Genomic DNA, 25,165 nt, shown 5'->3' with positions numbered 1-25,165 from the left:
TCTCGAGGCGGAGGTGGACCGATCTCGGTGCGGAGTGCGACCGATCTCGAGCCGGAAGCGGACCGATCTCGGCGAAAGGGGCGCGGTGCGGCTACGCGCCGGCTCGGCGCAGGCGCAGGGAGTTGGTCACCACGATGACGCTGGAGGCCGCCATGGCGGCGCCGGCGATCATGGGGTTGAGCAGACCGGCCGCCGCCAGCGGGATCGCCGCCACGTTGTAGGCGAAGGCCCAGAACAGGTTCTGCCTGATGATGCGCAGCGTCGCCCGGCTGATGCGGATCGCCGCCGCCACCGCATCCAGATCGGTGCGCACGAGCGTGATGTCAGCAGTCTCTATAGCCGCATCGGCGCCCGACCCCATGGCGAAGCCGAGGCCGCGAGCACCCGCCTGCGCCAGGGCCGCCGCGTCGTTGACGCCGTCGCCGACCATGCCGACGACGTGCCCGCGCTCCTGCAGTTCGGCGACCACGTCGCGCTTGTCGCCCGGCAGGACGTCGGCGCGCACGTCCTCGGCTGCGATCCCGACCTCGGCCGCCACGTGCGCCGCAGCGCGGGCGTTGTCGCCGGTGAGCAGAATCGGCCGCACCCCTAGCGCGCGCAGGTCGGCGATCGCGGCGCGCGAGCTCGGGCGCACAGTGTCGCGCACCACCAGCACGGCGAGCGCGCGCAGAGCTCCGCTCTCACCGTTCGCCCCAACGCCTTCGCGCTCGCCGGGGTGCGGAGCGGCCGCGAGCACGACGGCGGTGGCGCCCGACGCCTGGGCGGTCGCCACGGCGTCATTGAGCGAATCGGGGATGGCGATCCCGCGCTCGGCGATCCAGGTCGGACGACCGACGGCGACCTCACGGCCCTCCACGCGGCCGGTCACGCCCCGGCCCTCATGGTTGGCGAAGTCCTCCACATGGGGCAGGTGGGCAGATGCTGTCGCAGTCACCGTTGCTGACGCTGACGCAGACCCGGTGCCGGTCGTGCCGGCAGCGATGTCGGGGATGCTGGGGATATCAGGGATGTCAGCAATGTCAGTGTTGTCAGGGTTGCCGGGCTTGTTGGGGTTGTCAGGGTTATCGGCGTTGGCAGCGTTATCCGCGTTGTCAGGGTTGCCAGCATCATCAGTGATGTCAGCCCTCGTGGTGCCTTCTGTTGCGGCGGCGCGAGCGGCCTGAGCGATGGCGGCGGCCACCGGATGCTCGCTGGCCGCCTCGAGCGCGCCCGCCAGGCGCAGCGCCTCGAAGCGGTCGGTGCTAGCAGTGCTACCAGCGCCGTCAACGCCATCAGGGCCGTTACCGTCATTGCCGCTGCCAGGACTGTCAGCGCCGTCAGGGCCGCCAAGGTTTTCACGGTTGCTTGGACTGTCAGGGCCTCCCGCTACCGTGATGGCGTCGTCGTCGGCCAGTTCCAGACTCATGCGCCCCCGGGTGACCGTGCCGGTCTTGTCCAGCACGATCGTGTCCAGGGCGCGGCTGGACTCCAGCACCTCGGGTCCCTTGATGACGACACCGAGCCTGGCCGCGCGCCCCGAGCCCACCAGCAGGGCGGTAGGCGTGGCCAGACCCAGCGCGCACGGGCAGGCGATGACGAGCACGGCGACGGCCGCCGTCAGGGCCTGCTGCGCCGGATAGCCGAGCCCCAGCCATACAGCGAGAGTCATGGCCGACACGATGAGCACGGCCGGGACGAATACGCCGGAGATGCGGTCGGCCAGGCGCTGCACCGGGGCCTTGCCGGCTTGGGCGGCCGTGACCATCGCCCCGATGCGGGCCAGGGTCGTGCCCGCCCCGACGGCGGTGGCCCGCACCAGCAGCGACCCGAATGTGTTCACGCAGCCGCCGGTGACGGCGTCGCTGATCCCGACCTCGACGGGCACCGACTCGCCGGTGAGCATGGAGGCGTCCACGGCGGAGCGGCCCTCGACGACCACCCCGTCGGTGGCGATCTTCTCCCCGGGACGCACGGCCAGCAGGTCGCCCGGCTGGAGGGCATCGACCGGCACGCGCTCCTCGGTGCGGGCGGCGTCGGCGCGGGGGGCGCCGTCGTCGTCCAGGACATCGATCGCGGCCGTGGAGCCCGACGGCGAGGTCAGACGCACCCGAGTGGCTTCCTTGGCGCCCAGTTCGAGCAGAGCGCGCAGGGCATCGCCGGAGCGGTAGCGGGCGCGCGCCTCGGCGTAGCGTCCGGCCAGGAGGAAGGTGGTGACCCAGGCGGCCGACTCGAAGTACATGTGCGCCGCATGTCCCTGGTGGCCCTGATATCCTTGATATCGCGGCAGGAACTCCATGGTCATGCGTGCGCCGATCTCCCCGGCGCCGCCCCAGATGAGCGCCCACAGGCTCCAGCCGACGGCGGCGACAACGCCGAGCGACACGAGCGTGTCCATGGTGAAAGCGCCGTGGCGCAGGCCGCGGGCCGCGGCCCGGTGGAAGGGCCAGGCGCCCCAAGTCGCCACCGGCAGCGCCATGAGGGCGACGGTCCACTGCCAACCCGGCAGCTGGAGGGCCGGGATCATGGAGATCGCCATGACCGGGACGGACAGGACGAGGCTATAGACGAGGCGAAGGCGCAGGTCGGCGGCCCGGGCGAGCTGAGAGTCCCCGATGCGCGGGGCGGCCGGGGCTGCCGGGGCGGCTTGGGCGGTCGGAGCCGCTGGGTCTGCCGGGGCTGCTGGGTCTGCCGGAGCTGCGGGCTCGAGGGCGGGGGAGGCCGTGGTGTTCTGGGTGTTCTGGGTGCTTCGGGTGCTCAGAGCGAGCGGGGCTCGGGCCGGCTCGGCGCCGGCTGGGCCTTGAGGGCTGTCGGCGCTGTTGGCCAGTGGCGAGGCGGTGCTATTGGAGGCGGTTGGGACTGCCGGGTCTGCGGCTGTGGTTTCTGCGGCCGGGCTTGCTGCGGCCTTGTCGAGCTTGTGCGCTGCGGCCTCCCGGATTGAGGGACTCGACGTTGCAGTGGGCGCGGCAGGCGCCAGTCCGCTCTTGAGCCGGGCCGTGTAGCCTGCGCGGGCGACGGCGGCCAGCAGATCGTCGTCGGAGATGCCGGCGGGCGCCGTGACGCGGGCGGACTCGGTGGCGAGATTGACGCTGGCGCTCACGCCGTCGAGCCTGGACAGTTTCTTCTCCACGCGCGCCACGCAGGACGCGCAGGTCATGCCCTCCACGGCCAGGTCGATGGTGCGCGCGGCGCGTACGGAGGCGCTGGCGTCGGTGAGGGGTGAGCCGCTGGAATGACTCATGGCGGATCGGACTCCTGGACTCAAGTGCTGGACCCCGGGCGCACCCGGGCGGAAAGACGGGCCGGTCGCGCCGCATGCGCCGCGACCGGCCCGTCGTCGGACGGCTGGTTGATCGGCCCGGTCAGGCTATGTCGCGCTCGACGGCGTTGAGGGTGTAGTCGCCGGCCTCATCGATGGCCGCGGCCAGGGCGGCATCGTCCAGGACGACGTCGGAGACGACGAAGGCCACCGACTGGCCGCCCTTGTTGAGGACGACCGAGACGTTCTTGACGCCGTCGAGGTTCTTGAGCTCCTCGGTGACATGGGCGACGCAGTGGTCGCAGGTCAGGCCCGAGAGCTTGAGGGTGGTGGTGCGGTCGGTGCCGTCGGCGGTGAACTCGGACATGGCGGTGCTCCTTCGATTGTGCGTTCAGGACCGTATGAGGCGGGCGATCGCGTCGGAGGCCTCGCGGATCTTGGCCCGGCCCTCGGCGTCGGAGGACTGGGCGGCGTGGATGACGCAGTGGCTCATGTGGTCCTCGAGCAGTCCCAGGCTGACGGCCTGCAGAGCCTTGGTGGCCGCTGCGACCTGGGTGAGGACGTCGATGCAGTAGGTGTCCTGCTCGACCATACGGGAGATGCCGCGGATTTGGCCCTCAATGCGGCGCAGCCGTTTGAGGTAGTCGTCCTTGGTGCCCGTGTAGCCGGCCATTCGCTCTCGTTTCCTCCTCGGTCTGGCGGAGTGCGCTCGACAGTACCCCTAGGGGGTATGGGAGTCAATTGGGAGTCAATGAGGGCGGTCCGTCTGGTGCGGTGCCTGCGAGTACCTCATTCTATTTCTCGAGATCGGTCGTATTCCGCACCGAGATCGGTCCGGTTCCGCGCCGAAATCAGTTGCACTCCGTGCCGAGATCGGTCGAGTTCCGCACCGAGATCGGTCGTACTCCGTGCCGAGATCGGTCGTACTCCGTGCCGAGATCGGTCCGGTTCCGGTTGGAGTTTGTGGTGGGTTGGTTGTGTGGGGTGTGGTGTGCCTGGTGGGTGTGGTTGTCGTTGGTGTTGCACATGGGAGACCGGGGTCCCTGCAGGACGGCGGCTGGTTTTTGTTGGAATGACAGGCTTTTCTGGTGGGCGTGGTGTCTGGTGGTCGGGCTCCCATGTGCGGTGAGGGGGATCTGCGCACATGGGAGCCCGACCATGACCGCTACTGACTTTGCTGTTCCGCATGATTACGCGGTTCCCACCGATGCAGAGCGCACGCGAGTGTGCAACACCCGCCGCCCCCGGCAGGCACGGGCATCAGGACAAGGTTCTTCATGCTGAGCAAATGCGGTGACGATCGCCCCAGGTACACGCGGGCACCGGGATCCTCGACCTCGCCGTCGAGTCCCCCGAGGAGCACCCCACCGGGAACCACCACCCGAAGTCGAGTACGCACCCTGCCTCAGATGTCCTGACACACCACAATCACGACACAGAACCGGACCGATCTCGAGGCGGATCTGGACCGATTTCGACGCGGAAGCGGACCGATCTCGGCGTATGAGATCCTGGTCCTATGGCCACACCGACAGCTCACGCAGATGTTGACTCCTGGGCGCCCATAGGCTGGGAGCCCGGTGATCCGGGTATCGGTGAAGCCCCTTTCGGCTCCGTGCTGGGCGATCCGCTCATGGGCTCACCGCTGTTCGACGTCTCGATACTCAATGAGTCTTATGAGTCTTCCGAGTCCTCCGACCATCGGGCGCAGGCGGGCGAATCCTCGCGCGGCTATGGGAAGAGTCCTGACGGCGGGGCGCACTCCGATCCGACGGCTGCGCTGCGCGCCCGGGCGGAGGAGCAGTTGCGCGCCATGCGGCGCGGAACTCCTCGGAAGCCGCAGAAGGCCGCCTCGTCGTCGGGCTATGGGCGCTTCGCCGGTGGACAGCCGCAGGCTGGGTATGGGTCCGGGTACGGGTCCGGTCGACGTCAGCGGAGCTCCCGTATGCAGCAAGGCTCTCCCGCGCAGCCGCGCATGCCCTCGCCGCAGATGCCTTACGGAAGTGCATCGGGTCGGTCGGCCGCCTACGGTCGCGGACCGGTACCGCAGACGCCCTACGGAAGTGCCCCAGGTCGGTCGGCCGCCTACGGTCGCGGGCCGCAGTGGTCGGGCGCTCCCGCCTGGCCGGTGACGCCCGCGGGTGCCAACCCGTATGCGCCGGTGGGGTCTTACGGTCAGGGTGTTCGGGGCGGCCAGGCCGGTGTTCGACCCCCGCAGTTCGCCAGGCCTCCCGAGAAGAACAAATCCGGCTCCTACTTCGGGTGGCTCATCCTTCTCCTGTTCTTCATCATTTGGAGCTTCCTCAGGTAAGTCCGCGCCTGGCCTGTCGTGGCCTGTCGTGCGTCTGGCGCGCGCCTGGTGGGCCCACCTCGAGATCGACTTTTTGGGACGAGATCGACGGTGACACCGTCGATCTCGTCCCAAAAAGTCGATCTCGCCGAATGTTGATTTAGGGGGGCGCTAAATCAACACGGTTTTGCGATATGGGCGGATCCATGATGATTTCCGGTCGGCGGGCCCTGCACGTCTCATGCTCCTGCAAGCTGGTAGGAGGTGGCTCGACCCGAGCCGGTGCGATGCAGCTCCTGCTGATCGCTCATCGTCGTTAGGATCTTCTGCGCAGTGCCGCGCGAGACCCCCGTCAGCCGCATGAGGTCGCCGGTGCTGATCTTCTTGAAGGCGCGGCACCACAGGCGGATGGTCGTCCGGCACTCATCGGTATCTGTTGACGCGTACCCGACGACGTCGGCGAACCAGGGGGCCTTGCGGGCGGGCATGGCGATCCTGCGCGGCTCTTCCTCCAGAAGCCAGGCATCGGCGGTGTACCTCTCGATGAGCGGGGTGTCCGCCACGGTGCACTGCGCAGTTGCCCGCAGTGCCGCATGCGTTCCCTTGACATCCGTCTGCAGGGCCATGGCGACAGCCTCCGGCGTGGTGAAGGGGGAGTGCAGGAGGAGATCGACGATGACGGCCACGCGTGTGTCCCGGCGTCGAGGCAGCGGACGGATCTGGTTGAACAGGTCTGCAATTGGCAGGATGGGGTCTCCGCCGACGAGCGTGCACGTCACGTGCGGGCCGGCCTCCTCGACAATGGTGGGCGGCCTGTGTCCGAGGGGAATCATGGCCGTGTACATGCGGTCGACTCCGAGCCCCTGCTTCTCGACCAGCGACAGGGCGCGGAAAAGATCCGCCAGTGCGGGGTAGCGCGCATGCCGGTTGCTCAGGACGTTCGAGGCGCTGATCCCGCCGGTGAACCCGCCGGGACTGCGCACCACGAGCGTGGAGTCCATTGAGATCCAGCGGACCTCGGTCGGCTCGGACGAATTCCAGTCGCGGTGAATGACTCCGTTGAGGATCGCCTCGCGCACCGCCGTCTGCGGGACCAGGCGCTGCGGGGATAGGGCGAATCGGTCAGAGGGCTGTGTCGAGTAGGTGTTGAGCGCGGTCAGAGCTTGCTCGACGTCGTCGATCTGCTCGAGTAGCGACAGTGAGGGGGTGGGCTCGATCCGGTTGGTGACGGCGCCTCCGTGGACGTCCAGGACCGTGAGGTCGATGAGCGTTGCTCGTGCCGGTGTGAGGGTCAGACGCGCCGCCTGCGAGAGGTGGCCGTCCGAACGGAGTGCTGCGATCCGGCGCAGGATGTCCGCATTCGTCTCGGAATCGTCGGCCTGGAGGTCGGTGCGCACGAGGGCCATGGCGCCAGCGGTCACGGCGTCTGTGGTGAGGGTGGAGCGGTCCGCCATCGAGTCGTGCTCTCGTGCCTGCTCGCGGTGGAGCCACCACTCGGAGCGATCCACGGGCTTGCACGAGTCTCCGACGCGCCATCGCAGGCGGCCAGAGGTGTCCGGCACTGGTTCGCGGGACTCGGCCACGTACAGGATGAGGACGCGCTGACCTCCTACGCGCCGCTCCTCTATGTCCGGGGCGACATCGATCGCCTGGTTGATGCGCTGGCAGAGCCAGTCAATATTCAGCTCGGTTCCCAGGACCGCGCCGGTGCCGTCCTCGACGCCGTAGATGAGGGCGCCGCCTCCCGGCGAGTTCGCCATGCAGGCGACCTCGTTGGCGAGCTTGGTGGCGGCATGGGGGTTCTCCGTGCTTCCCGGCTCGAGATTCGGGCCGTTGCGCCGTCCGGCCTCCTCCTTGAAGTCGATGGAGGCGGTCTCATTGGTCCTCGTGATGGCGCCGTCCCGCTCTGAGGCGAGGATGGCGTCGACGGCGCTGCGCAGCTGGTCTCGTCGGTCCAGGCCGGTTGGGCGCATCTGATTCTCCCCGTGATCTTGCCGAATGTTGATTTAGGGGGGTGCTAAATCAACACGGTTCTGCGATGTGGGCGGATCCGTGATGATTTCCGGTCGGCGGGTCCTGCGGCCCCGGTCCTGTTCCGAGCCCGTGTCGGGTGGTCGTATTCGTGCTGGACCGATCTCGATGCGGAAGCGGACCGATCTCGAGCCGGAGTACGACCGATCTCGGCGCGGAAGCGGACCGATCTCGACGCGGGCCTCCGTCAGCCCTGGTACCAGCCCTGGTAGACGTAGGTGAAGGGGATGTTGCCTCGCATGCCGATGGAGGCGGAGACGACCTCCTTCGCCGTGATGGCGGCCTGCAGCGGCGTCGCGCCCTTCGCCAGCTCGGCGGTCACGGCGGCGGCGAGCGTGCAGCCTGCGCCGTGGACCCGCTTGGTCCCGACGGCCGGGACCTCGAGGACCTCGAGAACCTCGCCGTCGTAGAAGACGTCCAGTGCCGTGCCGGTTCCCAGACTCGGGCCCGCCTTGGCCAGGACATTGGGGACGCCGTGGTCGTGGATGCGCTTGGCGGCATCCTTGAGCTGGGCGACGCTCGTGATCTCCTCCATGCCCGCCAGTGTGGCCGACTCGAAGAGATTGGGGGTGGTCATGGTGGCGCGCGGCAGGATCTTGGAGCGCAGGGCGTTGTCCACCTCCAGTGCGGTGCCGAACTCCTGGCCCTTGCAGATGAGCACCGGGTCGAGGACCACGTTGGGGAACCGGTACTCCTCCAGGGCGGCATCGACGACGTCGATCGTGGCGGCGGTGCCGAGCATGCCGACCTTGACGGCGTCGATCGCTGTATGGACGGTCGCGCAGGCCTCGATCTGGTCGTGGATGACCTGCGGGTCCACCGGTACGAAGCGATGGTCCCACCCTGCCTTCGGGTCCATGGAGACGATGCAGGTCAGGGCCGTGCACCCGAAGACGCCCAACTGGTGGAAGGTCTTGAGGTCCGTCTGGGCGCCGGCGCCGCCGGAGGCCTCCGATCCGGCGATGGCCAGGGCGATGGGGGGAACGGCCCGCTCGGGGGCGTCGGTAATGTCAGTAATGTCAGTAGCGGCTGTCATGCCACTAGCGTGCCTCCGGCGGCGTCCCGCGGCCAATCGAGTGGTCCTGCCGCCTCCGCCTCCTCGCACGAGATCGACATTCCTGCACGAGATCGACGGTGTCACCGTCGATCTCGTGCGAAGAAGTCGACCTCGACGCGAGCGCGCTCAGGCGCTGGCGACAGTGAAGCGGATCCCTCGATGAGCGTCCTTCTCCGCCTCATCGATCAGGGCGAGGGCCATGTCGGCGGCGGAGAGCGTGTCGCCGACCGGTGAGTCCGAGCCGCTGACATAGGCACCGCTCGACTCCGGTACCGGGTAGCCCGGCGCGGGCGAGACCAGGGTCCACGCCACGGCATCGCCGGCGGCGCGGAAGAGCTCGAGGACGTCGGCGAAGGCCAGCGCCTCGCCGCGGTAGTCCTCGGGGAAGTCGGGGCTGTCGACCAGGCGGCGCCCATCGGCGTCGAGCAGCGATCCGGCCCCGCCGACGACGATGACGCGACCCGCGGGCTGCGCGGCGATGAGCGCCTTGAAGGCGTCGATCACGGGCTGAGTGGAGCCGCCCGTGCGGTCGGGGGAGATGGCGATGATGGTGGCGTCGGAGTCGTTGATGAGCTCGACGGCGGCGGCGTCGGCCAGCTCGGCGATGACGTCGGCGGCCGCGCCCTCGACGTGCCTGCCCGAGCGGGTGACCGAGGTGACGGTGTGGCCGCGGCGGGCGGCCTCGGCGACGGCGGCCGATCCGGTGGTGCCGCTTCCTCCGATGACGGTGATCCTCATGGGTTCTCCTGATTCTCCTGAGCGCGGTTGAGCGCGGGTCTGCGCGGGTGCGTGCGAGTGTGCGGGCAATCGCGAGGGCGATGGCCGGAGCGCCCGCAATACCGGACACGGTATGTTTCATATACCAAGTACTTCAAAGTAACTAAGGAGAGCGGTATGTCACAGAACGTGCGGAGTCCGGAGCGGGCCGGTGGGTACGACATCCTGTCTCCGGCCTGTCCCTCGCGCACGGTGCTGCGGCACGTCGTCGATCGGTGGACGCCCCTCGTCGTCGCCGTTCTGTCTCGCGGCTCCCACCGTTTCGGCGAGCTGCGCGCCGCCATCGGCGGCATCACTCCCAAGGTGCTCACCGACACCCTGCGGTCCATGGAGCGTGACGGACTTATCACCCGTGACCAGGCGCCCGGCGTCCCGCCCCGGGTCGACTACGCGCTCACCCCGCTCGGCTCGACCCTGGCCGAGCCCATGAATGCCTTGCGCATCTGGGCCGAAGGGCATGCCGAGGAGATCCTGGACAATCGCGTCCGGTACGACGCAGTCGTACTCGACAGTGCTCGGTGAGCCGACAGGATGTCGTGCAACTCCCTCCCCTCGTGTCGGTGGTAGTCGCTACTCTCGTACCGGTTAACGATTCGGCAACGGGTACGCGTCCCGAGCCGGCCGTATTCAGGATGAGGACAGGACGAGGAGGTGAGCGGTGGGAACCCGCAGAGTCGTTGCAGATGCGCTCAGGCTCACGCGACTGGTGCGCAAGGATCCTGGGCTGGCTCTTCTCCGGGCCGATCTGGGTCCGATGGCCGCAGCGATTCTCGCCGAGCACCTGGGAGGAGAGGTGCGTCGCCGTCCCGTCGCCGAGCTTCACGAGCTGGTCGACGAAGACCTCGCGGCGCTGCGTGATGCGGGCGTAGCGGCATCGCGCGCGGGTCGGGCCTACTGCGACCAGTGGCGCAGAGCCGGTGTCCTCGTGCGCGCCACGACGCCGGGATCCCGACGGGAGACCTACGAGCTGTCCGCTCCGGCCGAGGCCGCCATCCGCTTCCTGGTGCGCAGCGGGCGCCCTCGTCCCGTCGCCACGCAGTCGCGCCTGGACACCATCTCCACGCAGGTCAGTCGCCTGGCCCGGGACTCGGATCCCACCGCCACGGGGCGTCTGGAGGCTCTGCGCGCCGAGCGCGACGCTCTCGACGCCGAGATCGCGCGGGTCGAGGCCGGCGACTTCGTCCCGCTCGACGGGCCGGAGGCCGCCGAGCGCCTCGCCGAGATCCTCGCCCTGGCCGAACAGGTCCCCGGGGACTTCACTCGAATCCGCAACGAGATCGCGGCGCTCAACCGCTCCCTGCGCGAGCATGTCGTCTCCTTGGACGCCACCCGTGGTGATGTGCTCGACGACATCTTCCGCGGGGTCGATCGCATCGAGAGCTCGGAGACCGGCCGCTCCTTCCTCGGTTTCCATGAGCTGCTCATGGACTCCGAGTCCTCCGCTCGCCTGGATGAGAACTTGGAGACGATCCTCGCCCGCGCATTCGCCACCCGCCTGGAGGACGCCGAGCTGCGCTTCCTGCGCCGCTGGCGCTCCGCTGTCGCGCAGGAGTCGACCTCGGTGCGCAGCACCATGGACGATCTGTCCCGATCGTTGAGGCACTTCGTGAGGTCGCGCGCCTTCGAGGACCAGCGCCGGCTGGGCGCCGAGCTCGCAGAGGCCCAGCGTCTCGCCGCCCGTCTCGCCGCGCGCACGCCTCCGCAGACGCAGATGGACCTCGGTCTTGCACTCACCGGCGTCCACATGGCCTCCATCGGCTCCTGGCGCATGCGCAACCCCGCTGACGCGGTCGTCACCGAGAAGATCCACAGCCGCGAGGTCGCGCGCCTCGACTTGGAGGAGGTGCGCCGGGTCGTGCGCGCCAGCGAGATCGACCTGGTCGAGCTCATCGACGCCGTCGATGCGGTCCTGGAGGAGCGGGGAGCGGCGACTGTCGCCGAGGTCCTGGCCGCGCATCCTGCCACTCAGGGGCTGGCCAGCGTCGTGGGCCTGCTGCTCCTCGCCCGTCGTCGTGGCCAGGAGGTCCCCGGCGACGAGACCGTCACCTGGAGGACCGCCGGCGGAGCCGAGCGCTCGGCCCGCATACCGCGGTTCCTGTTCACCAACCGCACCGAGAAGTCAGGAGACGCATGAGCTCCCATGCCGCACCGGCTCAGGACGGACTGGATCACACCGGAGGCGCCAATCCCGGCGCGCTGTGGGACGGAGACCCGGGCTCGCTGCCCCGGGACACCCGGCGCACCCTCGTGCGCCTCCTCCAGGGGCCCTACCTCACCACCGAGCTCCACCCCGAGCTGTGGAATGCCCTGCTGAAGGACGAGGCCGACATTCGCCGCCGGCTGGGCGACCTCTTCCTCGAGCTCGTCATCGACCGCGCGGCGGGCCTGGCCTTCACCCGCAACGCCTCGGACCCCACCGGCGCGGCCCCCTCCGTCATGCGCGCCATGCGGCTGACCCTCGTCGACACCGTCCTCCTGCTCCACCTGCGCACTCTGCTGCTGCGCGCGAACACGCCGGGCGAGCGCGTCTTCGTCGATCGCAGCGAGATCGACGACCACCTGTCCGTCTACCGGCCGCACACCTCCACCGATCACACGGGGTTCATGCGCCGCGTGAGCTCCTCGGTTGACAAGCTCAAGCGGGCCGCCCTTCTGCGCGACACCGACGTGGCCGAGCGCTACGAGGTCTCCCCGGTGCTCGCCCTGGTCTTCACCGCCGACGAGGTCGCCGCAGTGACCGCTGAGTACCGCCGTCTGCTCGGCGAGGACGGCCGAGACAGTAGTGACAGCAGTGAGGGCAGTGAGAGCAGCGGGGGCAGTGAGAGCAACGGCGCCCCCGAGGGCGGACTCCTCGGCGGCGGGGCGCCTGCCGATGCCGGAAAGGGCGGGGCACCTGCGGGGGCGCCTGCGGAGGAGCGGCCGGCCTCTCCGGAGGCGGCCAGTGATCCGGTGGCCAACTCATCGGAGGAGAGGGACGAGTCATGACCAGTTCGGCGACCGCGCCGCAGACCGCCTCCCAGCACCGCCTGGCCCGCATCCAGGTCTACAACTGGGGCACGTTCTCCGGTCACCACGATCTGCCGGTTCCGCGCAGCGGGCTCCTGCTCACCGGACCCTCGGGCTCGGGGAAGTCCTCGCTGCTGGACGCCCTGTCCGCCGTCCTCGTGCCGGCCAAGAGCCTGCGCTTCAACGCGGCGGCCCAAGAATCATCCTCCACGGCCGACCGCTCCCGCTCCGTGCTGAGCTATGTGCGCGGCGCCTACCGGCGCAGCGCGGACGAGATCACCGGAGAGGTCGTCACCGACTACCTCCGTCCGCGCGCCACCCGCAGCGGCATCGCCCTGACCTTCACGCGCCTGCGCCCCGAGGAGACGATCACCCTCGTCACGCTCTATCACGCCAGGCAGGGCTCGACGTCGGACGACTCCATTACCCAGACCCAGCTCCTCGTGGAGGGGGATATCGCCCTGACCGAGCTCATGGAGTATCTGGTCAACGGCATCGACAAGCGCGCCCTCAGCCGCGATCTGAAGGGGCGCGCCACCCGCTTCGAGCGCTACGAGGCCTTCGCGGCCCGCTTCCGACGGCGCCTCGGCCTGTCCGGTGAGGTCGCCCAGCGCCTGCTCCACCGGACCCAGTCCGCCAAGAACCTCACGAGCCTCGATACCCTCCTGCGCGACTTCATGCTCGATGAGCCGGAAACCTTCGCCATGGCGGCGGCGGCCGTCGAGCAGTTCGCCGAACTGCGCGAGGCTCACTCCTCCGTCGTCGAGGCGCGCAATCAGGAGGCCCTGCTCTCCCCGCTGCGCCGCCTGGAGGAGCGCATCACCGCGGCCCGCCGCGACCAGGAGCGCACTGAACAGCTGCGCGCCGCCATCGACCCCTATCTCGAACAGCTCAAGACGACCCTTCACGAGCAGACCGCCGACACGGCCCGGCGCGCCCTGGATCGTCTCGCCGATGAGCTCGCAGCCGCCCGTCGGGTCGAGGAGGACGCTCGCCGTGAGCGGGAGGCCGCGCGCCTGGCTCTGGCGGGGGGCATCGGTGAGAGCCTGCCCGCTCTCGACGCCCGCCTGGAGGCGGCCCGCCGGACCGCCGAGCGCATTGCGCGGGCGCGGGAACTCCTCGACTCCCAGCTGGGAGTCCTGGGCGCCTCCACGCCCAGTGAGGGCGCCGCCTTCGCCGAGCTGCGGCGCACGGCGGAGCAGGAGATCGAGCGCGCCGAGCGCGCCGAGGACGAGCAGGATCAGGCCCGCAGTGCGCTGCGCGCCGAGCAGATCGCCCTGGAGGAGCGCAGCCGTGAGCTGCGCGAGCGCGCCGAGCAGATCACCGCCTCGCGCTCGGCCATGAGCACGGATCTGCTGCGGGCCCGGGACTCCATCGCCCACGCCGTCGGGCAGGCGCCTGCCGCCCTGCCCTTCGCCGGGGAGGTTCTCGAGCTCGTCCCCGGGCAGGAGGAGTGGCGGGTCGCCGTCGAGACTGTCGTGGCCCCCTTCGCCCGCACCATGCTCGTTCCGGAGCACCTCTACCGGAAGGTCGCCGACGCCGTCGATGCCAAGCGTCTGCGCGCCCGCCTCGCCTACGAGCGGATGGCCGCCGCGCCGCGCTCCGCCCGCCCCGTGACCGCCGATGCGCTGGCCCGTCGCATCCGCCCCAAACCGGGCTCGGAGCACGCCGCGTGGCTCGACGCCGAGATCATGCGCCGTTTCGATCACGACTGCGTCGAGGATGCGCGCGACCTGGTCGGCCTGGACCGGGGGGTCACCCGTGCCGGGCAGGTCAAGTCCTCGCGCACCAGTCACCTCAAGGACGATCGTCGGGACTTGACCGACTCGCGCAACTGGACGGTCGGCGTCGACCCGGCCGAGCGCCTCGAGCAGGTCATCGCCGAGGGCCGGGAGGTGACCGCCCGTCTGGAGGACATCGGCGGCGAGCTCGCCGCACTGGACCGTGCCCGCGCCGTCGGCCGGGAGCGTCGTGACGCGTGCCTGCGCATTCTGGAGACCTCGTGGGAGGAGCTCGACGTCGATGGCGCCAGGGCTCGTGAGGCCGATCTGGCTGCGCAGCGGGAGCGCGCTGCGCATGCGCTGCCGGGGCTGGCCGAGCTCGAATCGCGCGCCGCGGCCGCGGGCCTGGCCGAGGACAAGGCCCGGGATGCGGTTCTCCGGCTCGCGGGGGAGGAGCAGGTCCAGCGCTCGCGGCTGGAGGATGCCGAGGCCGCACTGGCCGGGATCGCCCGTCGGCGCCAGGAGAGGGCTGATGAGGGCCGCGTGCGCGACGGCGCGGACGGGACTGACGGGCTCGGTCCCGGCGATGCCGGCGCATCCGAGCACGGTTCCCGCTGGCTCGCCCTGGGCGAGGCCGAGCGGGAGGCTCTCTTCGCCGAGCTGGAGCAGCGATTCCGGACGCGGCGTCGTCACGCGGGGCTGGCGGAGGTGGACATCGCCGCCCGCGAGGTCGAGCAGCAGATCGCCTACGACAACCAGCGCGCCTCGCAGGCCGAGAGCCGCGGACTGGGCGAGGCCCGCGCCATCATGGTGCGATTCTCCGAGCGCTGGCCCATCCCGAGCAGCGGGGTGCGTCCGGAGGCCGCCTTCCTGGGCGACTACCTCGAGCTGTTGAACCGCCTTCAGACGGATAGCCTGCCCCGGTTCGAGCGCCGTTTCGCCGAGCTCCTGCACAACCAGTCCCGTCAGAACATCGGCCGGCTCGCCGGTGAGGTGCGCCGCGCCGTCAGCCAGGTCAGGAGCCGTATCGGCCCGGTCAACGACGCCCTGCGCGCCACCGAGTACTCGCCCGGTCATCACCTGCATATCGAGGTGGCCGAGCGGCGGCTGCCCATCGTCCACGACTTCCTGTCGGACCTGGCCACCATCGCCGCCGGGAGCCTCGATCTGGCCGACGAGACCACCGAGGAGGCCGAGGAGCGCTTCGCCGTCCTCAACTCCGTCATGACGCGCCTGGGCTCTTCCGACCCCCGCGACGAGTCGTGGAGGCGTCAGTGCCTCGACACCCGCCTGCACGTCTCCTTCACCGCCGTGGAGCGCGATGCCTCCGGCGTCGCCGTCGACTATTACGAGGGCGCCGCAGGGCTGTCGGGCGGGCAGCGCCAGAAACTCGTCGTCTTCTGCCTGGCGGCCGCATTGCGCTACCAGCTCACCGAGCCGGGACAGGCGGTTCCCGGTTACGCGCTGGTCGTCCTCGACGAGGCCTTCGACAAGACGGACGCCGAGTTCACGCGCGCCGGCCTGGATGTCTTCCGCGGCTTCGGCTTCCAGCTCCTCCTGGCCACCCCCATGAAGATGCTCCAGACTCTCGAGGAGCATGTCGGGGGCGCCGCCATGGTGACCAACTCCCCGGCCGGTGACGACTCCCAGCTGGCCGTCGTCCTGTTCGACGGCGATCGGCCGTCCCGGAGGGCCAGGGCCGTCAGGGCGGCCGTCGAGCCCGAGGCGACCACTGGGGCCGGGAGGCGGGTCGCTGAGCCTGAGGTCACGACTGGGACTGGGGTTCGGGTGGCTGAGCCCATGGCCACGACCGGGGCCGGGAGGCGGGTCGCCGAGCCTGGGACGGCCACTGGGGCCGGGAGGCGCGTAGCTGCAGAGCCGAGGGCGACGACTGGGGCCGGGAGACGGGTGGCTGAGCCTGAGGTCACGACTGGGACTGGGGTTCGGGTTGCCGAGCCCGAGGCGACCGGGTCGGTTACTCGGGTCTCTCGTGCCCGGCACGCTGCTGAAGGCGCACCCGATCTCGGCGGTCAGGGCAGTCGTCCTGACGGCTCCGGCGATACGAGCGCCTAGGCGAATAACCCCCTAATCCCCTAATCCCCGGGGCCGGTTTCGGCGCCCGGCTTGCGCGAGCGCGAGCCGGGCGCACGGCAGGCGCCGTTCACATTCTCCAGCTCTCCAGGATGCCCGTTCATGCCCGGCCGCGTAGCCGGTGCGCGCAGCCACTGCGCAGCGCCAGGATGGGCGACCGGACCAATTCGGCGCCTGAACGCCTGCCAAACGATGGTCAGATCGGTCACTATAGGACCATGAGCGCCTCCAAGCCCGCCCCCTCCGCATCCGACTCCACTTGGTCCACTGGTCGCGACACCGCTGTCGAGATCCCCGACGAGGTCCGCGACGCCGTTGACGCCGTCCTGGCCGATTCTCAACTCACCCGCTCCGAGCGCGAGATCCTCACCACCCGGATCGAACGCTGGTACCCCGACGTCAGCGACGGCCTCGTGACGCTCTACGGCGAGCCGATCGCCACGCGCACCGCCGCCGTCCTGCTCGCCGACGCCGCCCGGACCTACGCCGAGCGCGACCCGGAGCTGCGCCACCTCGACCTGGCGCGCACGCTCGACCCCACCTGGATCCAGGACCCCTCGCGCATCGGCTACGCCGGCTACACCGAGCGCTTCGCCGGCGACCTGCGCGGCGTCATCGACCGCATTCCATACCTGCGCGAGCTGGGCGTGTCCTACCTCCACCTCATGCCCCTGCTCACTCCCCGCCCGGGGGACTCCGACGGCGGGTACGCGGTGGCCGACTACCGCTCCGTGCGCCCCGACCTGGGCGATATGGACGACCTCGCCGATCTGACCGCGGAGCTGCGCCGGGACGGCATCAGCCTGGTCATCGACCTCGTCCTCAACCATGTCGCCGCCGAGCACGAGTGGGCCGAGCGCGCCCGCGCGGGCGAGCAGCGCTACCGCGACTACTTCTTCATCTACCCGGACCGCACCGAGCCCGACGAGTACGAGAAGACTCTGCCGGAGATCTTCCCCGACTTCGCCCCGGGCAACTTCACCTGGAACGACGAGATGGGCGGCTGGGTCTGGACGACCTTCAACTCCTTCCAGTGGGACCTCAACTGGCGCAATCCGCGCATCATGGAGGAGTTCGTCTCCATCATCATGAACCTGGCCAACAAGGGCGTGGAGGTCCTGCGCCTGGACGCCATCGCCTTCACCATCAAGCGCAAGGGCACCGACTGCCAGGGCCAGCCCGAGGTCCACGCCATCACCGAGGTGCTGCGGGCCATCACCCGCATCGCGACCCCGGCGGTGGATCTCAAGGCCGAGGCGATCGTCGCCCCCACCGAGCTTCTCCAGTACCTCGGCCAGGGCAAGTACACGGGCAAGGTCTCCGACCTCGCCTACCACAACTCCCTCATGGTCCAGATCTGGTCCATGCTCGCCACCCGCAATGTCACGCTCGCCGCCCACGCCCTGGGCGCCCTGCCGGTCGAGCCGAACACCGCCACCTGGATCACCTACATCCGCTGCCATGACGACATCGGCTGGGCCATTGGCGATGCCGACGCCGATGCGGTCGGCCTCAACGGCTACTGGCATCGCGTCTTCCTGGCGGACTGGTACCGCGCCGCCTACCCCATGAGCGACGCCCGCGGCCTGGTCTTCCAGTACAACCCGGTCACCAACGACCGCCGCATCGCCGGCACCGCTGCGAGCCTGATCGGCATCGAGACCGCCGCCGAGGCGGTCGAGGGCATTGACGAGTCCACACCGGCCTGGAAGGAGGAGGAGCTGCGCACCTGGCTCGAGGAGCGCTTCAACGCCCTGCGGCTGGCCAACGCCATCATCTACGGCTGGGGCGGCGTGCCGGTCATCTGGAGCGGTGATGAGCTCGGCCAGTTCAATGACCCGAACTGGGACACGGAGCCGGGTCATGAGTCCGACTCGCGGTGGTCCGGGCGCCCCGTCCTGGACAAGGGCCGCGTGGAGCGCCGCCACGACCGCTCCACGGTCGAGGGGCGCGTCTTCAGCGACTTGGCGCACCTGGGCGAGGTGCGGGCCGGCTTGCCGCAGCTGAGCGCCGACGTGCGCACGGTGGTGGCCCCCGTGGACGATGAGGGTGTGCTGGTCACCTACCGCGACCACCCGCGCGGCTCCTTCGTCGGCGTGTACAACGTGACGCCCGACTGGCGCAGCGTGCCGGCCTGGCGGCTCGCCGAGTACGGGGTGCTGGGCGCGGTCGATGCGCTGACCGACACGGTTCCCTCCGACTCGACCACGCTCGAGGGGGCCGGCGATGGGCAGGTGCCCGTGCCGCCCTACGCCGCCTGGTGGCTGGTGCGCTCGACCGACTGACCTGTCAATAGTCTCCGGTTCCCGGCTGCGGCTCCTCAGGGCCCGGCCGGGAGCCGCAGACGGTGCAGACGGCGACGGGACGGATTGTGCGCGGTCTGTGGGATTCATGACCCGAACCGGTGCATCATGGCGTCATGACCATTCGTGATCTCGCGGAAGCCGGGCCGGTCGGGACTGCGCGCGGCCGGTCGGCCGAGCCGCCGACGTCGTCTGGGATATCAGGGATCTCAGCCGTGGCCGCCGCCGATGACGGAGACACGACGCTCATCTCCGCTGCTCTGGATTCCGCAACCCCTGCGGCCCTGATGGCCGGTGAGGTCACCGCGCGGCGGGCATCGCGGCCGTTGAGCGTCTTCGACCTCATGCGCATCGGCATCGGGCCGTCGTCATCCCATACGGTCGGACCCATGCGGGCCGGGGGCGCCTTCGCCGGTGCGCTGGCCGACGTCATCGCCGTCGCGGCGCGCCCTGACCAGCATGACCATGCTGGGGGCACTGCGCCCGTCACCCGCCTGACCGTCGAGCTCTACGGCTCGCTGGGGGCGACCGGTCGCGGTCACGCCACCGATCGCGCCGTCGTCATGGGCCTGGCCGGCTACGAGCCCGAGACCGTCCCGGCGGAGGTATGCGAGGGCCTGCACGAGAAGGTGACCGCGGCCGGAGAGCTCGTGGTCGACGGCGTCGGGGCGCTGCCCTTCAACCCGACCACGGACATCCTCTTCCTGCCCGGGCGGGTTCTGCCTTACCACCCGAACGCGTTGACCATCACCGCCTACTGCGCCACCGGCGCGGAGGTGCTGCGCCGCACCTACTACTCTGTGGGAGGCGGCTTCGTCATGGAGGACGTCGGGGCTCCCGGCGCGCCGTCGATCCGCGCTCTGGCGACTGCGGCCTCGGCTGAAATGCACGCCACGCCGGCGCCCTACCCCTTCTCCTCGGGGGCCGACCTTCTGGCGGTGTGCGCGTGCGAGGGGCGTCGAGTCTCGGAGGTGGTCATGGCCAATGAGATCTCTGCTCGGCCCCGCGAGGAGGTGCTCGCCTATCTCGACCGCCTGCGCGACACCATGAACGCCTGCATCGAGGCCGGTATGGCGGCTGAGGGCACGCTTCCCGGGGGACTGGGGGTGCGGCGGCGGGCCAAGGCGCTGCATGAGCGGCTGCTCGCGCAGTCAGGACCGGCCGCCGCCTTCGCCATGGCCGACCCGCTGCGCGGCATGGACTGGGTGGACCTGTTCGCCCTGGCCGTCAACGAGGAGAACGCCGCCGGTCGGCGGGTGGTCACCGCCCCGACCAACGGGGCCGCGGGGATCGTCCCCGCCGTTATGGCCTACTACGAGCGCTTCATCCCCGGGGCCGACGACGACGGGGTGCGCCGCTTCCTGCTGGCCGCCACCGCGGTGGGGTCTCTCATCAAGACCAATGCCTCGATCGCCGGGGCGGAGGTGGGCTGCCAGGGGGAGGTGGGGGCGGCGTCGTCCATGGCGGCGGCCGGGCTGGCGGAGGCCCTGGGCGGGACGCCTGCGCAGGTGGAGAACGCCGCCGAGATCGCCATGGAGCACAACCTGGGGCTGACGTGCGACCCGGTCGGCGGGCTCGTGCAGATCCCCTGCATCGAGCGCAATGCGGTGGCGGCCGTCAAGGCGATCAATGCTGCTCGCATGGCGCTGTGGGGCGAGGGGCGTCACGCGGTGTCCCTGGACACCGTCATCGAGACTATGCGTCAGACCGGTGAGGACATGCTCGCCAAGTACAAGGAGACCTCCCGCGGCGGCCTGGCCGTCAACGTCGTGGAGTGCTGAGGGGCGGGCGGCGGAGGCCGCGGCCGTGACTCACGGTTGTACGGTCGCTGTTCACATCGGCCCTGTGCTCTGGGTCCCCTGGTTCGGCCGTCGGCGCCGTAGCGCCGATAGCGGTCGGTCGTGCCTTAGGAGTGTCCATCGATCGTGTCGCTAGTACACGGTGGTACACGGTAAGGCTCGGTAATACTCGAATACTCGGTAAGACGGGCATAATCGGCATATGGACGAACCGCAGGCACTCTCGACCAGTCAGAGCTACAGCATCGCGGGATTGCGGGCACTTGTAAAGGCTGGGCAGCTGCGAGTGCCGCAGTTCCAGCGATCGTTTCGATGGGAGAGGCGGGACGTTCTCAATCTTGTTGACTCGGTACTTCGCGGGTATCCAATTGGCAGTCTGCTCCTCTGGAAGCGTGAAGCCGGGGCCGCGCGCCTGAGGATCGGGACGTTGGACATCGAGGCGGGGCAGATGCCGGATGCTCTGTGGGTTGTGGATGGCCAGCAGCGGATTACGAGCCTCGTCAATGTTGTTGATCCTGAAGGCGTGCGCGACCCTCGATTCGCTCTCGGCTACTCCCTCAGGGAGCAGAAGGTCGTGCCGCTCCGTGAGCCCGACCCGCCCCTCGTTATTCCCTTGCCCGATCTGTTCGATCTCGGGCGGGCGCTGGCGTGGCTGGGGGATAATCCTGATGGGGCTGGGTTCGCCCCTCATATCCAGAAGGTCACGGGTCGACTCGCAGGCGTCTCGGTACCCGCCACGATTATGGAGGACGCCGACGAGCAGGTTCTCCGCGAGGTCTTCGACAGGATAAATAATCGCGGTAAGAAGCTCAATGCCGCAGAAATATTCGACGCCATTCATGGCGGTCCGGATGCGGCTTTGACGATGTCGGGGATCGCTGCGCACGTGGATGAGCAGACCCATTTCGGCGCACTCGCGGACAAGGTCGTCGTACAAGCGCTCTTGGTGCGTCGCCATACGGATATTAGTCGAGATGTTCATGGGGAATTCTCTCCTAGCCGCAGTCTTGTGAGTGACTTCCCCGGTGAGAGCGAGAAGGAGGCCTATATGGCCACAGAGCGGGCGCTCGTGGCCGCCGTGCGCTTCCTTCAGCAGCAGTGCGGCGTTCCGCACATGACCTTCCTGCCCTTCCGCTTCCAGCTGCTCGTCCTGGCGAGACTCTTCGCTTTCTTCCCCGAGCCTCATGACCGTAATCTCGAGCTGCTTCGCCGCTGGTTCTGGCGTACGAGTATCGGTGCTGACGAGCTCGGCATCAATGGGTCTCAGACCGATCTGCGCGATATGGCGGCACGCATCGTCCCCGGTGAGGAGTCGGAGTCGGTCCAAAGGCTTCTCAGCGAGGCGACCTTGACACACGGGCCGCAGGTGCCCGACCTCAGTGTGTTCAGAGCGACGCGCTCGGACAGTAAGGTTATTCTCACCGCGATGTGGAACCGGAAGCCGGTCGATCCCGATACGGGGGAGCCGATGACGGTGGAGGCGCTGGCCGCGCAGCTGGAGGGGGAGACGACTCCACGAGCCGTAGCCGCCGATCTTGTCCCGCCCACTGCGCTGGGTGCGGATGCCTTCGTCGCTGCGAACAAAGTGATCTCCGTTCTGGATCGGCGCCAGCTGCTCCCGCTTCTGGATGACGACTTCGACCTCGACTCCCTGCTTCTGAACCGGGAGATCCTGAGCCTTCTGCAGGGCAATCGTTACGACGAGGCGATTGAACTCAGGGCCGAGGTGCTGCGCCACTACCTCATCGACTTCATTAAGGCTCGCACCGCCTGCGGACATGAGGACTCTCCCCCGCTTGATGATTGGATCTTCGATGGTGGCGATGTAGAGACGCTAAAAGGTGCCTGACCATGATCGAGGCGGTCTATGCGGTTCTACTCTACGGCGAGCACGTCGGCGCTATCCATCGTCGAGACGCCTTCACAAAATTCATCTTCGACAGTGACTACTGGGATCGTCCTGACAGGGCCGTTCTCGGCAGGTGGTTCGAGGATCATCCGCGCAGGCAGCCACATGCGACGAATCATGTGCCCGCCTGGTTCTCCAATCTGCTTCCCGAGGGGCGGCTACGGGACCTTATTGCTCGCGAGCAAGGAGTGAGCATATACCGGGAGATCGAGCTTCTCGTGCGAATAGGAAATGATCTACCCGGGGCGGTTGAGGTCGTTCCGGATCAGCACGCACATGTTGAGGCGGATTTCAGTGCCTCAGTCGAAGCGTCGGCACCCGTGTCGAGAGCGGCTGGTCGCATGCGCTTCTCCCTGGCCGGAATGGGAATGAAATTCTCTATGCGGCAGGATGGGGACAGGATCGTGCTCCCCGCGCACGGTGAGGGCGGTGACTGGATTGTCAAGATTCCCGACGCCGCTTTCCCGGGGCTGCCGGCCAACGAGCTCGCCGTGATGAGACTGGCGCATGAGGTCGGCATTGAGGTGCCTGAAACTCGGATGGTGCAGCGCGATCAGGTAGGTGATCTCGGAGAAGGCGCCTGGCCCTCCGATGAGACCGAGGCCTACATGGTGCGACGCTTTGACCGGACGGCGGGAGGTCAAGCGAGAGGCCGGGTACACATTGAGGACTTCGCGCAGGTCCTCGGGCGCTTCGGCTCTGGGGACGGCAAGTACAAGTCCACGGTCAAGACCCTCGCGGCCCTCGCCTACCGTGGACAGGACCACGACTCCCTGCGGGAGATGGTGAGGCGCACCGTCTTCAACCTGCTTGTCGGAAATGGCGACGCCCATCTCAAGAATTGGTCGTTCATCTACCCCGACCGTATGCGGGCCCGGCTCTCGCCCGCATACGATCTCGTATGCACCGCCGTATATCTGCCTCATTCAGACAACCTTGAACTCGGGCTGCCCTTCCTTGGTGCCACGAGGCTCTCCGAGGTTTCGCGCGAGCATTTCGCACGACTCCAGGACCTGCTTCGCGTTGGAGACGAGGATGTTCTCGACGTTGTCGATGAGGTCCTTGAACGTTTTGGCGATGCCTGGGGCGATGGTGCGGGGGATCGCATGCCGTCACCTGTCGCTGAGTGGATCGGGACGCATGTGGACGGGACACGACGGCAGCTCCAGCCTTCCGCCTGAGTGAGGAGGGCGGCAGCCGGTGCGGCTGCCGCGCCCGCAGGGCGCCCTGGCGCCGTGAACTCGTTCCGGGACTTGTTTTCAGCCGTGATCGGTGTCGGCATGGTGGGGGAGGGATGAGTGAGGCGCCGTCGCGGGAACCGGTCGAGAGTTCGTGAACGGCATCTGGCGGATGTTGCACACTCGTATGCGATCAGCTCCGCGTATAACCTTGGAATCATGCGGAAATAAGACCTTGGTGCTGAGCGGAACGATGCTCCCGTGTGCATAACTCGTACCTCCGCGCACCGTTCTGGTTCTCGCCGTGGTGCTCTCGGAGGTCTACTCCTATGCCTGGGGCGGTGGTGGGTGGGGGTGGTTGCGTTGGCTGCGGGCGACGGCGGTGCGTAGGAGGGTTTCGAAGGGACCGGCGTGCCCGCCGTGTTCGAGGGTGATGCAGAAGGCGGCGGCGAGGGTCCACACTCCGACGGCGATGGCGGCTGCTGGGGCTTCGTTGACTGCGAGGGCGGTGCCGAGGAGTCCGGGGACGACGGTGAAGGTGAGTCCGAAGAGGATGGTTTGGCTGAGATAGGCGGTCATGGAGCGGCGTCCGACGGCGGAGGCGAGGCGGCGCAGCCCGGTGAGTTGTCCGTCTGGTGCGGGTCCGCCGGCGTAGAGGGCGAGGAGTGCCAGCCAGCCGCAGCCGGCCGCTAGACCGGTTATTGCGGTGGCGGCCGGGTCCAGGGAGGACATGGGGACTCCCCATCCAGCATATGCGAGTCCGGCGTGGAGTCCGCCCAGGATGCCGATTCCCAGTCCGGCCACGGCGACGGGTATCAGGAGGCGGCGGTGCTGCTCGGGGTGGGCCAGTAGGTCGGTGTCGGCCAGACGAGCCCCGATGAACATGGCGGGGATGACCATTGAGAGCAGCGTGATCATGAGGGTGAATACCCAGCCGGTCAGGTTGCCGATGAACCAGGGCAGACTGCCTGAGGTGGACGAGTCCGCTCCCGGAGTACGGCTCATCGCGCCGGTTTGCCATAGGCCGAACGAGTACATGAAGAGCGTGGCCAGGATTGCGAAGGTGATGCCTGCGGCGAGAATGCGTTTGCGGTGCTTGCGGGCCAACCAGCCCGCGAAGACGACCGCGACCACTCCGTAGGCGCCGATGATGTCACCGGGGAAGAAGATGCCGTGCACGGCGCCGAACAGGATCATCCACCAGCCGCGACGGCGCACCAGGCGGCGGGCGTCGACCGTGGCCTGCTCGCGTGCCCAGGCCAGTTCTGCCGGCGTCGGTTCGCGCCCCTCCGCGGTGCCCGGCAGCGTTTGCAGATATGTCTGCGTGCCGGTTTTGATGCGCCGGTTGATCATGGTGGCCAGACCGAAGCCGAAGAGCATGGCGAACAGCGGAATGGCTCGCTCGTCCACCAGGAGGGTGCGGATGAAGATCCATACGGAGTCCGCCGTCGACAGGTGCGCGGACAGCGCCTGGAGACCGCCCTGGGTCAAGCGCCCGTCTGCTCCGGTCCAGGCGGGCACGTTCGCCACCGCGACGAGTAGCAGCATGAAGCCGCGGGACACATCCGGCGCCGGGTAGCGCACGCCGCGGGTGAAGGATGTCGTCATTGGCATTCGACTAGATTAAGGGGAATCGTCTCCTCGAAAGTCCGCCTGAGGAAGGAGAAGGAGTTTCGCAGATCATCCTCGGGAGGGAGGCCAAGATCCGGGTTCTCCCCCGCCCGCCTCCTTCCGCCTCGAGATCGGTCGTACTCCGCGCCGAGATCGG

16 protein-coding genes are annotated in these 25,165 nt (G+C 68.7%); 9 read left to right on the top strand and 7 right to left on the bottom strand.

Annotated features, from left to right (window positions below):
• Positions 1-91: 91 nt before the first annotated feature.
• The 3 genes from W5W_RS0102000 to W5W_RS0101990 all read right to left on the bottom strand — a co-directional run bounded on the left by W5W_RS0102000 (position 92) and on the right by W5W_RS0101990 (position 3,908).
• Positions 92-3,217 (bottom strand): heavy metal translocating P-type ATPase, encoded by a 3,126-nt coding sequence (locus tag W5W_RS0102000; protein ID WP_017194141.1) that lies wholly within the window; start codon positions 3,215-3,217, stop codon positions 92-94.
• 121 nt (positions 3,218-3,338) lie between these two features.
• Positions 3,339-3,602, bottom strand: a complete 264-nt coding sequence (locus W5W_RS0101995) for a heavy-metal-associated domain-containing protein (RefSeq protein WP_017194140.1) — start codon at positions 3,600-3,602, stop codon at positions 3,339-3,341.
• A 24-nt stretch (positions 3,603-3,626) separates the two neighbouring features.
• Positions 3,627-3,908 (bottom strand): metal-sensitive transcriptional regulator, encoded by a 282-nt coding sequence (locus W5W_RS0101990; protein ID WP_017194139.1) that lies wholly within the window; start codon positions 3,906-3,908, stop codon positions 3,627-3,629.
• An 846-nt stretch (positions 3,909-4,754) separates the two neighbouring features.
• Between W5W_RS0101990 and W5W_RS0101985 the strand changes: the two genes are divergently transcribed.
• Entirely contained in the window at positions 4,755-5,546 is a 792-nt protein-coding gene (locus tag W5W_RS0101985; protein WP_017194138.1) for a hypothetical protein, read from the top strand.
• Between the two features lie 218 nt (positions 5,547-5,764).
• On the opposite strand, the gene W5W_RS0101980 is transcribed toward W5W_RS0101985, so the two are convergent.
• The 3 genes from W5W_RS0101980 to W5W_RS0101970 form a co-directional block, all read right to left on the bottom strand.
• On the bottom strand, positions 5,765-7,498 hold the full coding sequence (locus W5W_RS0101980; protein ID WP_017194137.1) for a DUF5635 domain-containing protein: 1,734 nt from the start codon (positions 7,496-7,498) through the stop codon (positions 5,765-5,767).
• Positions 7,499-7,743: 245 nt separating this feature from the next.
• A complete protein-coding gene (locus W5W_RS0101975) occupies positions 7,744-8,592 on the bottom strand; it encodes a hydroxymethylpyrimidine/phosphomethylpyrimidine kinase (protein WP_017194136.1) in 849 nt (282 codons plus the stop codon).
• A 147-nt stretch (positions 8,593-8,739) separates the two neighbouring features.
• Positions 8,740-9,351, bottom strand: a complete 612-nt coding sequence (locus W5W_RS0101970) for an NAD(P)-dependent oxidoreductase (protein ID WP_017194135.1) — start codon at positions 9,349-9,351, stop codon at positions 8,740-8,742.
• A gap of 156 nt (positions 9,352-9,507) precedes the next feature.
• Between W5W_RS0101970 and W5W_RS0101965 the strand changes: the two genes are divergently transcribed.
• The 8 genes from W5W_RS0101965 to W5W_RS0101930 all read left to right on the top strand — a co-directional run bounded on the left by W5W_RS0101965 (position 9,508) and on the right by W5W_RS0101930 (position 23,400).
• Positions 9,508-9,912 carry a winged helix-turn-helix transcriptional regulator gene (locus tag W5W_RS0101965; protein WP_017194134.1) on the top strand — a complete coding sequence of 135 codons (405 nt, stop codon included), beginning with the start codon at positions 9,508-9,510 and terminating at the stop codon, positions 9,910-9,912.
• Between the two features lie 136 nt (positions 9,913-10,048).
• A complete protein-coding gene (locus W5W_RS0101960; RefSeq protein ID WP_017194133.1) occupies positions 10,049-11,524 on the top strand; it encodes a DUF3375 domain-containing protein in 1,476 nt (491 codons plus the stop codon).
• Complete coding sequence (locus tag W5W_RS0101955; RefSeq protein WP_017194132.1) at positions 11,521-12,375, top strand: DUF4194 domain-containing protein; 855 nt, start codon at positions 11,521-11,523, stop codon at positions 12,373-12,375. Before W5W_RS0101960 ends, W5W_RS0101955 begins: the two co-directional genes overlap by 4 nt.
• Entirely contained in the window at positions 12,372-16,190 is a 3,819-nt protein-coding gene (locus W5W_RS0101950) for an ATP-binding protein (protein WP_017194131.1), read from the top strand. The genes W5W_RS0101955 and W5W_RS0101950 overlap by 4 nt, the downstream gene beginning before the upstream one ends.
• Positions 16,191-16,426: 236 nt before the next feature.
• Positions 16,427-18,493, top strand: a complete 2,067-nt coding sequence (locus tag W5W_RS0101945; protein WP_017194130.1) for an alpha-amylase family protein — start codon at positions 16,427-16,429, stop codon at positions 18,491-18,493.
• A gap of 134 nt (positions 18,494-18,627) precedes the next feature.
• Positions 18,628-20,292 carry an L-serine ammonia-lyase gene (locus W5W_RS0101940; RefSeq protein ID WP_420794955.1) on the top strand — a complete coding sequence of 555 codons (1,665 nt, stop codon included), beginning with the start codon at positions 18,628-18,630 and terminating at the stop codon, positions 20,290-20,292.
• Positions 20,293-20,512: 220 nt separating this feature from the next.
• Positions 20,513-22,159 carry a DUF262 domain-containing protein gene (locus tag W5W_RS0101935; protein ID WP_017194128.1) on the top strand — a complete coding sequence of 549 codons (1,647 nt, stop codon included), beginning with the start codon at positions 20,513-20,515 and terminating at the stop codon, positions 22,157-22,159.
• A 2-nt stretch (positions 22,160-22,161) separates the two neighbouring features.
• Positions 22,162-23,400 (top strand): type II toxin-antitoxin system HipA family toxin, encoded by a 1,239-nt coding sequence (locus tag W5W_RS0101930; RefSeq protein ID WP_017194127.1) that lies wholly within the window; start codon positions 22,162-22,164, stop codon positions 23,398-23,400.
• Between the two features lie 324 nt (positions 23,401-23,724).
• On the opposite strand, the gene W5W_RS0101925 is transcribed toward W5W_RS0101930, so the two are convergent.
• The gene (locus W5W_RS0101925; RefSeq protein ID WP_008732163.1) at positions 23,725-25,011 is read right to left on the bottom strand and encodes a DUF418 domain-containing protein; all 1,287 of its coding nucleotides are present in this window, start codon (positions 25,009-25,011) and stop codon (positions 23,725-23,727) included.
• Positions 25,012-25,165 lie beyond the last annotated feature (154 nt).

Origin of the sequence: Actinomyces massiliensis 4401292 (genome assembly GCF_000269805.1) — a bacterium.
GTDB lineage: Bacteria > Actinomycetota > Actinomycetes > Actinomycetales > Actinomycetaceae > Actinomyces > Actinomyces massiliensis.
This window is presented reverse-complemented; position numbering and strand designations above follow the sequence as displayed.

Bases quoted from the DNA above. Each gene is read 5' to 3' on its own strand.
- W5W_RS0101950 (WP_017194131.1), top strand. From the start codon at position 12,372: ATGACCAGTTCGGCGACCGCGCCGCAGACCGCCTCCCAGCACCGCCTG.
- W5W_RS0101965 (WP_017194134.1), top strand. From the start codon at position 9,508: ATGTCACAGAACGTGCGGAGTCCGGAGCGGGCCGGTGGGTACGACATC.
- W5W_RS0101975 (WP_017194136.1), bottom strand. From the start codon at position 8,592: ATGACAGCCGCTACTGACATTACTGACATTACCGACGCCCCCGAGCGG.
- W5W_RS0101990 (WP_017194139.1), bottom strand. From the start codon at position 3,908: ATGGCCGGCTACACGGGCACCAAGGACGACTACCTCAAACGGCTGCGC.
- W5W_RS0101940 (WP_420794955.1), top strand. From the start codon at position 18,628: ATGACCATTCGTGATCTCGCGGAAGCCGGGCCGGTCGGGACTGCGCGC.
- W5W_RS0101945 (WP_017194130.1), top strand. From the start codon at position 16,427: ATGAGCGCCTCCAAGCCCGCCCCCTCCGCATCCGACTCCACTTGGTCC.
- W5W_RS0102000 (WP_017194141.1), bottom strand. From the start codon at position 3,217: ATGAGTCATTCCAGCGGCTCACCCCTCACCGACGCCAGCGCCTCCGTA.
- W5W_RS0101970 (WP_017194135.1), bottom strand. From the start codon at position 9,351: ATGAGGATCACCGTCATCGGAGGAAGCGGCACCACCGGATCGGCCGCC.
- W5W_RS0101980 (WP_017194137.1), bottom strand. From the start codon at position 7,498: ATGCGCCCAACCGGCCTGGACCGACGAGACCAGCTGCGCAGCGCCGTC.
- W5W_RS0101930 (WP_017194127.1), top strand. From the start codon at position 22,162: ATGATCGAGGCGGTCTATGCGGTTCTACTCTACGGCGAGCACGTCGGC.
- W5W_RS0101955 (WP_017194132.1), top strand. From the start codon at position 11,521: ATGAGCTCCCATGCCGCACCGGCTCAGGACGGACTGGATCACACCGGA.
- W5W_RS0101985 (WP_017194138.1), top strand. From the start codon at position 4,755: ATGGCCACACCGACAGCTCACGCAGATGTTGACTCCTGGGCGCCCATA.
- W5W_RS0101935 (WP_017194128.1), top strand. From the start codon at position 20,513: ATGGACGAACCGCAGGCACTCTCGACCAGTCAGAGCTACAGCATCGCG.
- W5W_RS0101995 (WP_017194140.1), bottom strand. From the start codon at position 3,602: ATGTCCGAGTTCACCGCCGACGGCACCGACCGCACCACCACCCTCAAG.
- W5W_RS0101925 (WP_008732163.1), bottom strand. From the start codon at position 25,011: ATGCCAATGACGACATCCTTCACCCGCGGCGTGCGCTACCCGGCGCCG.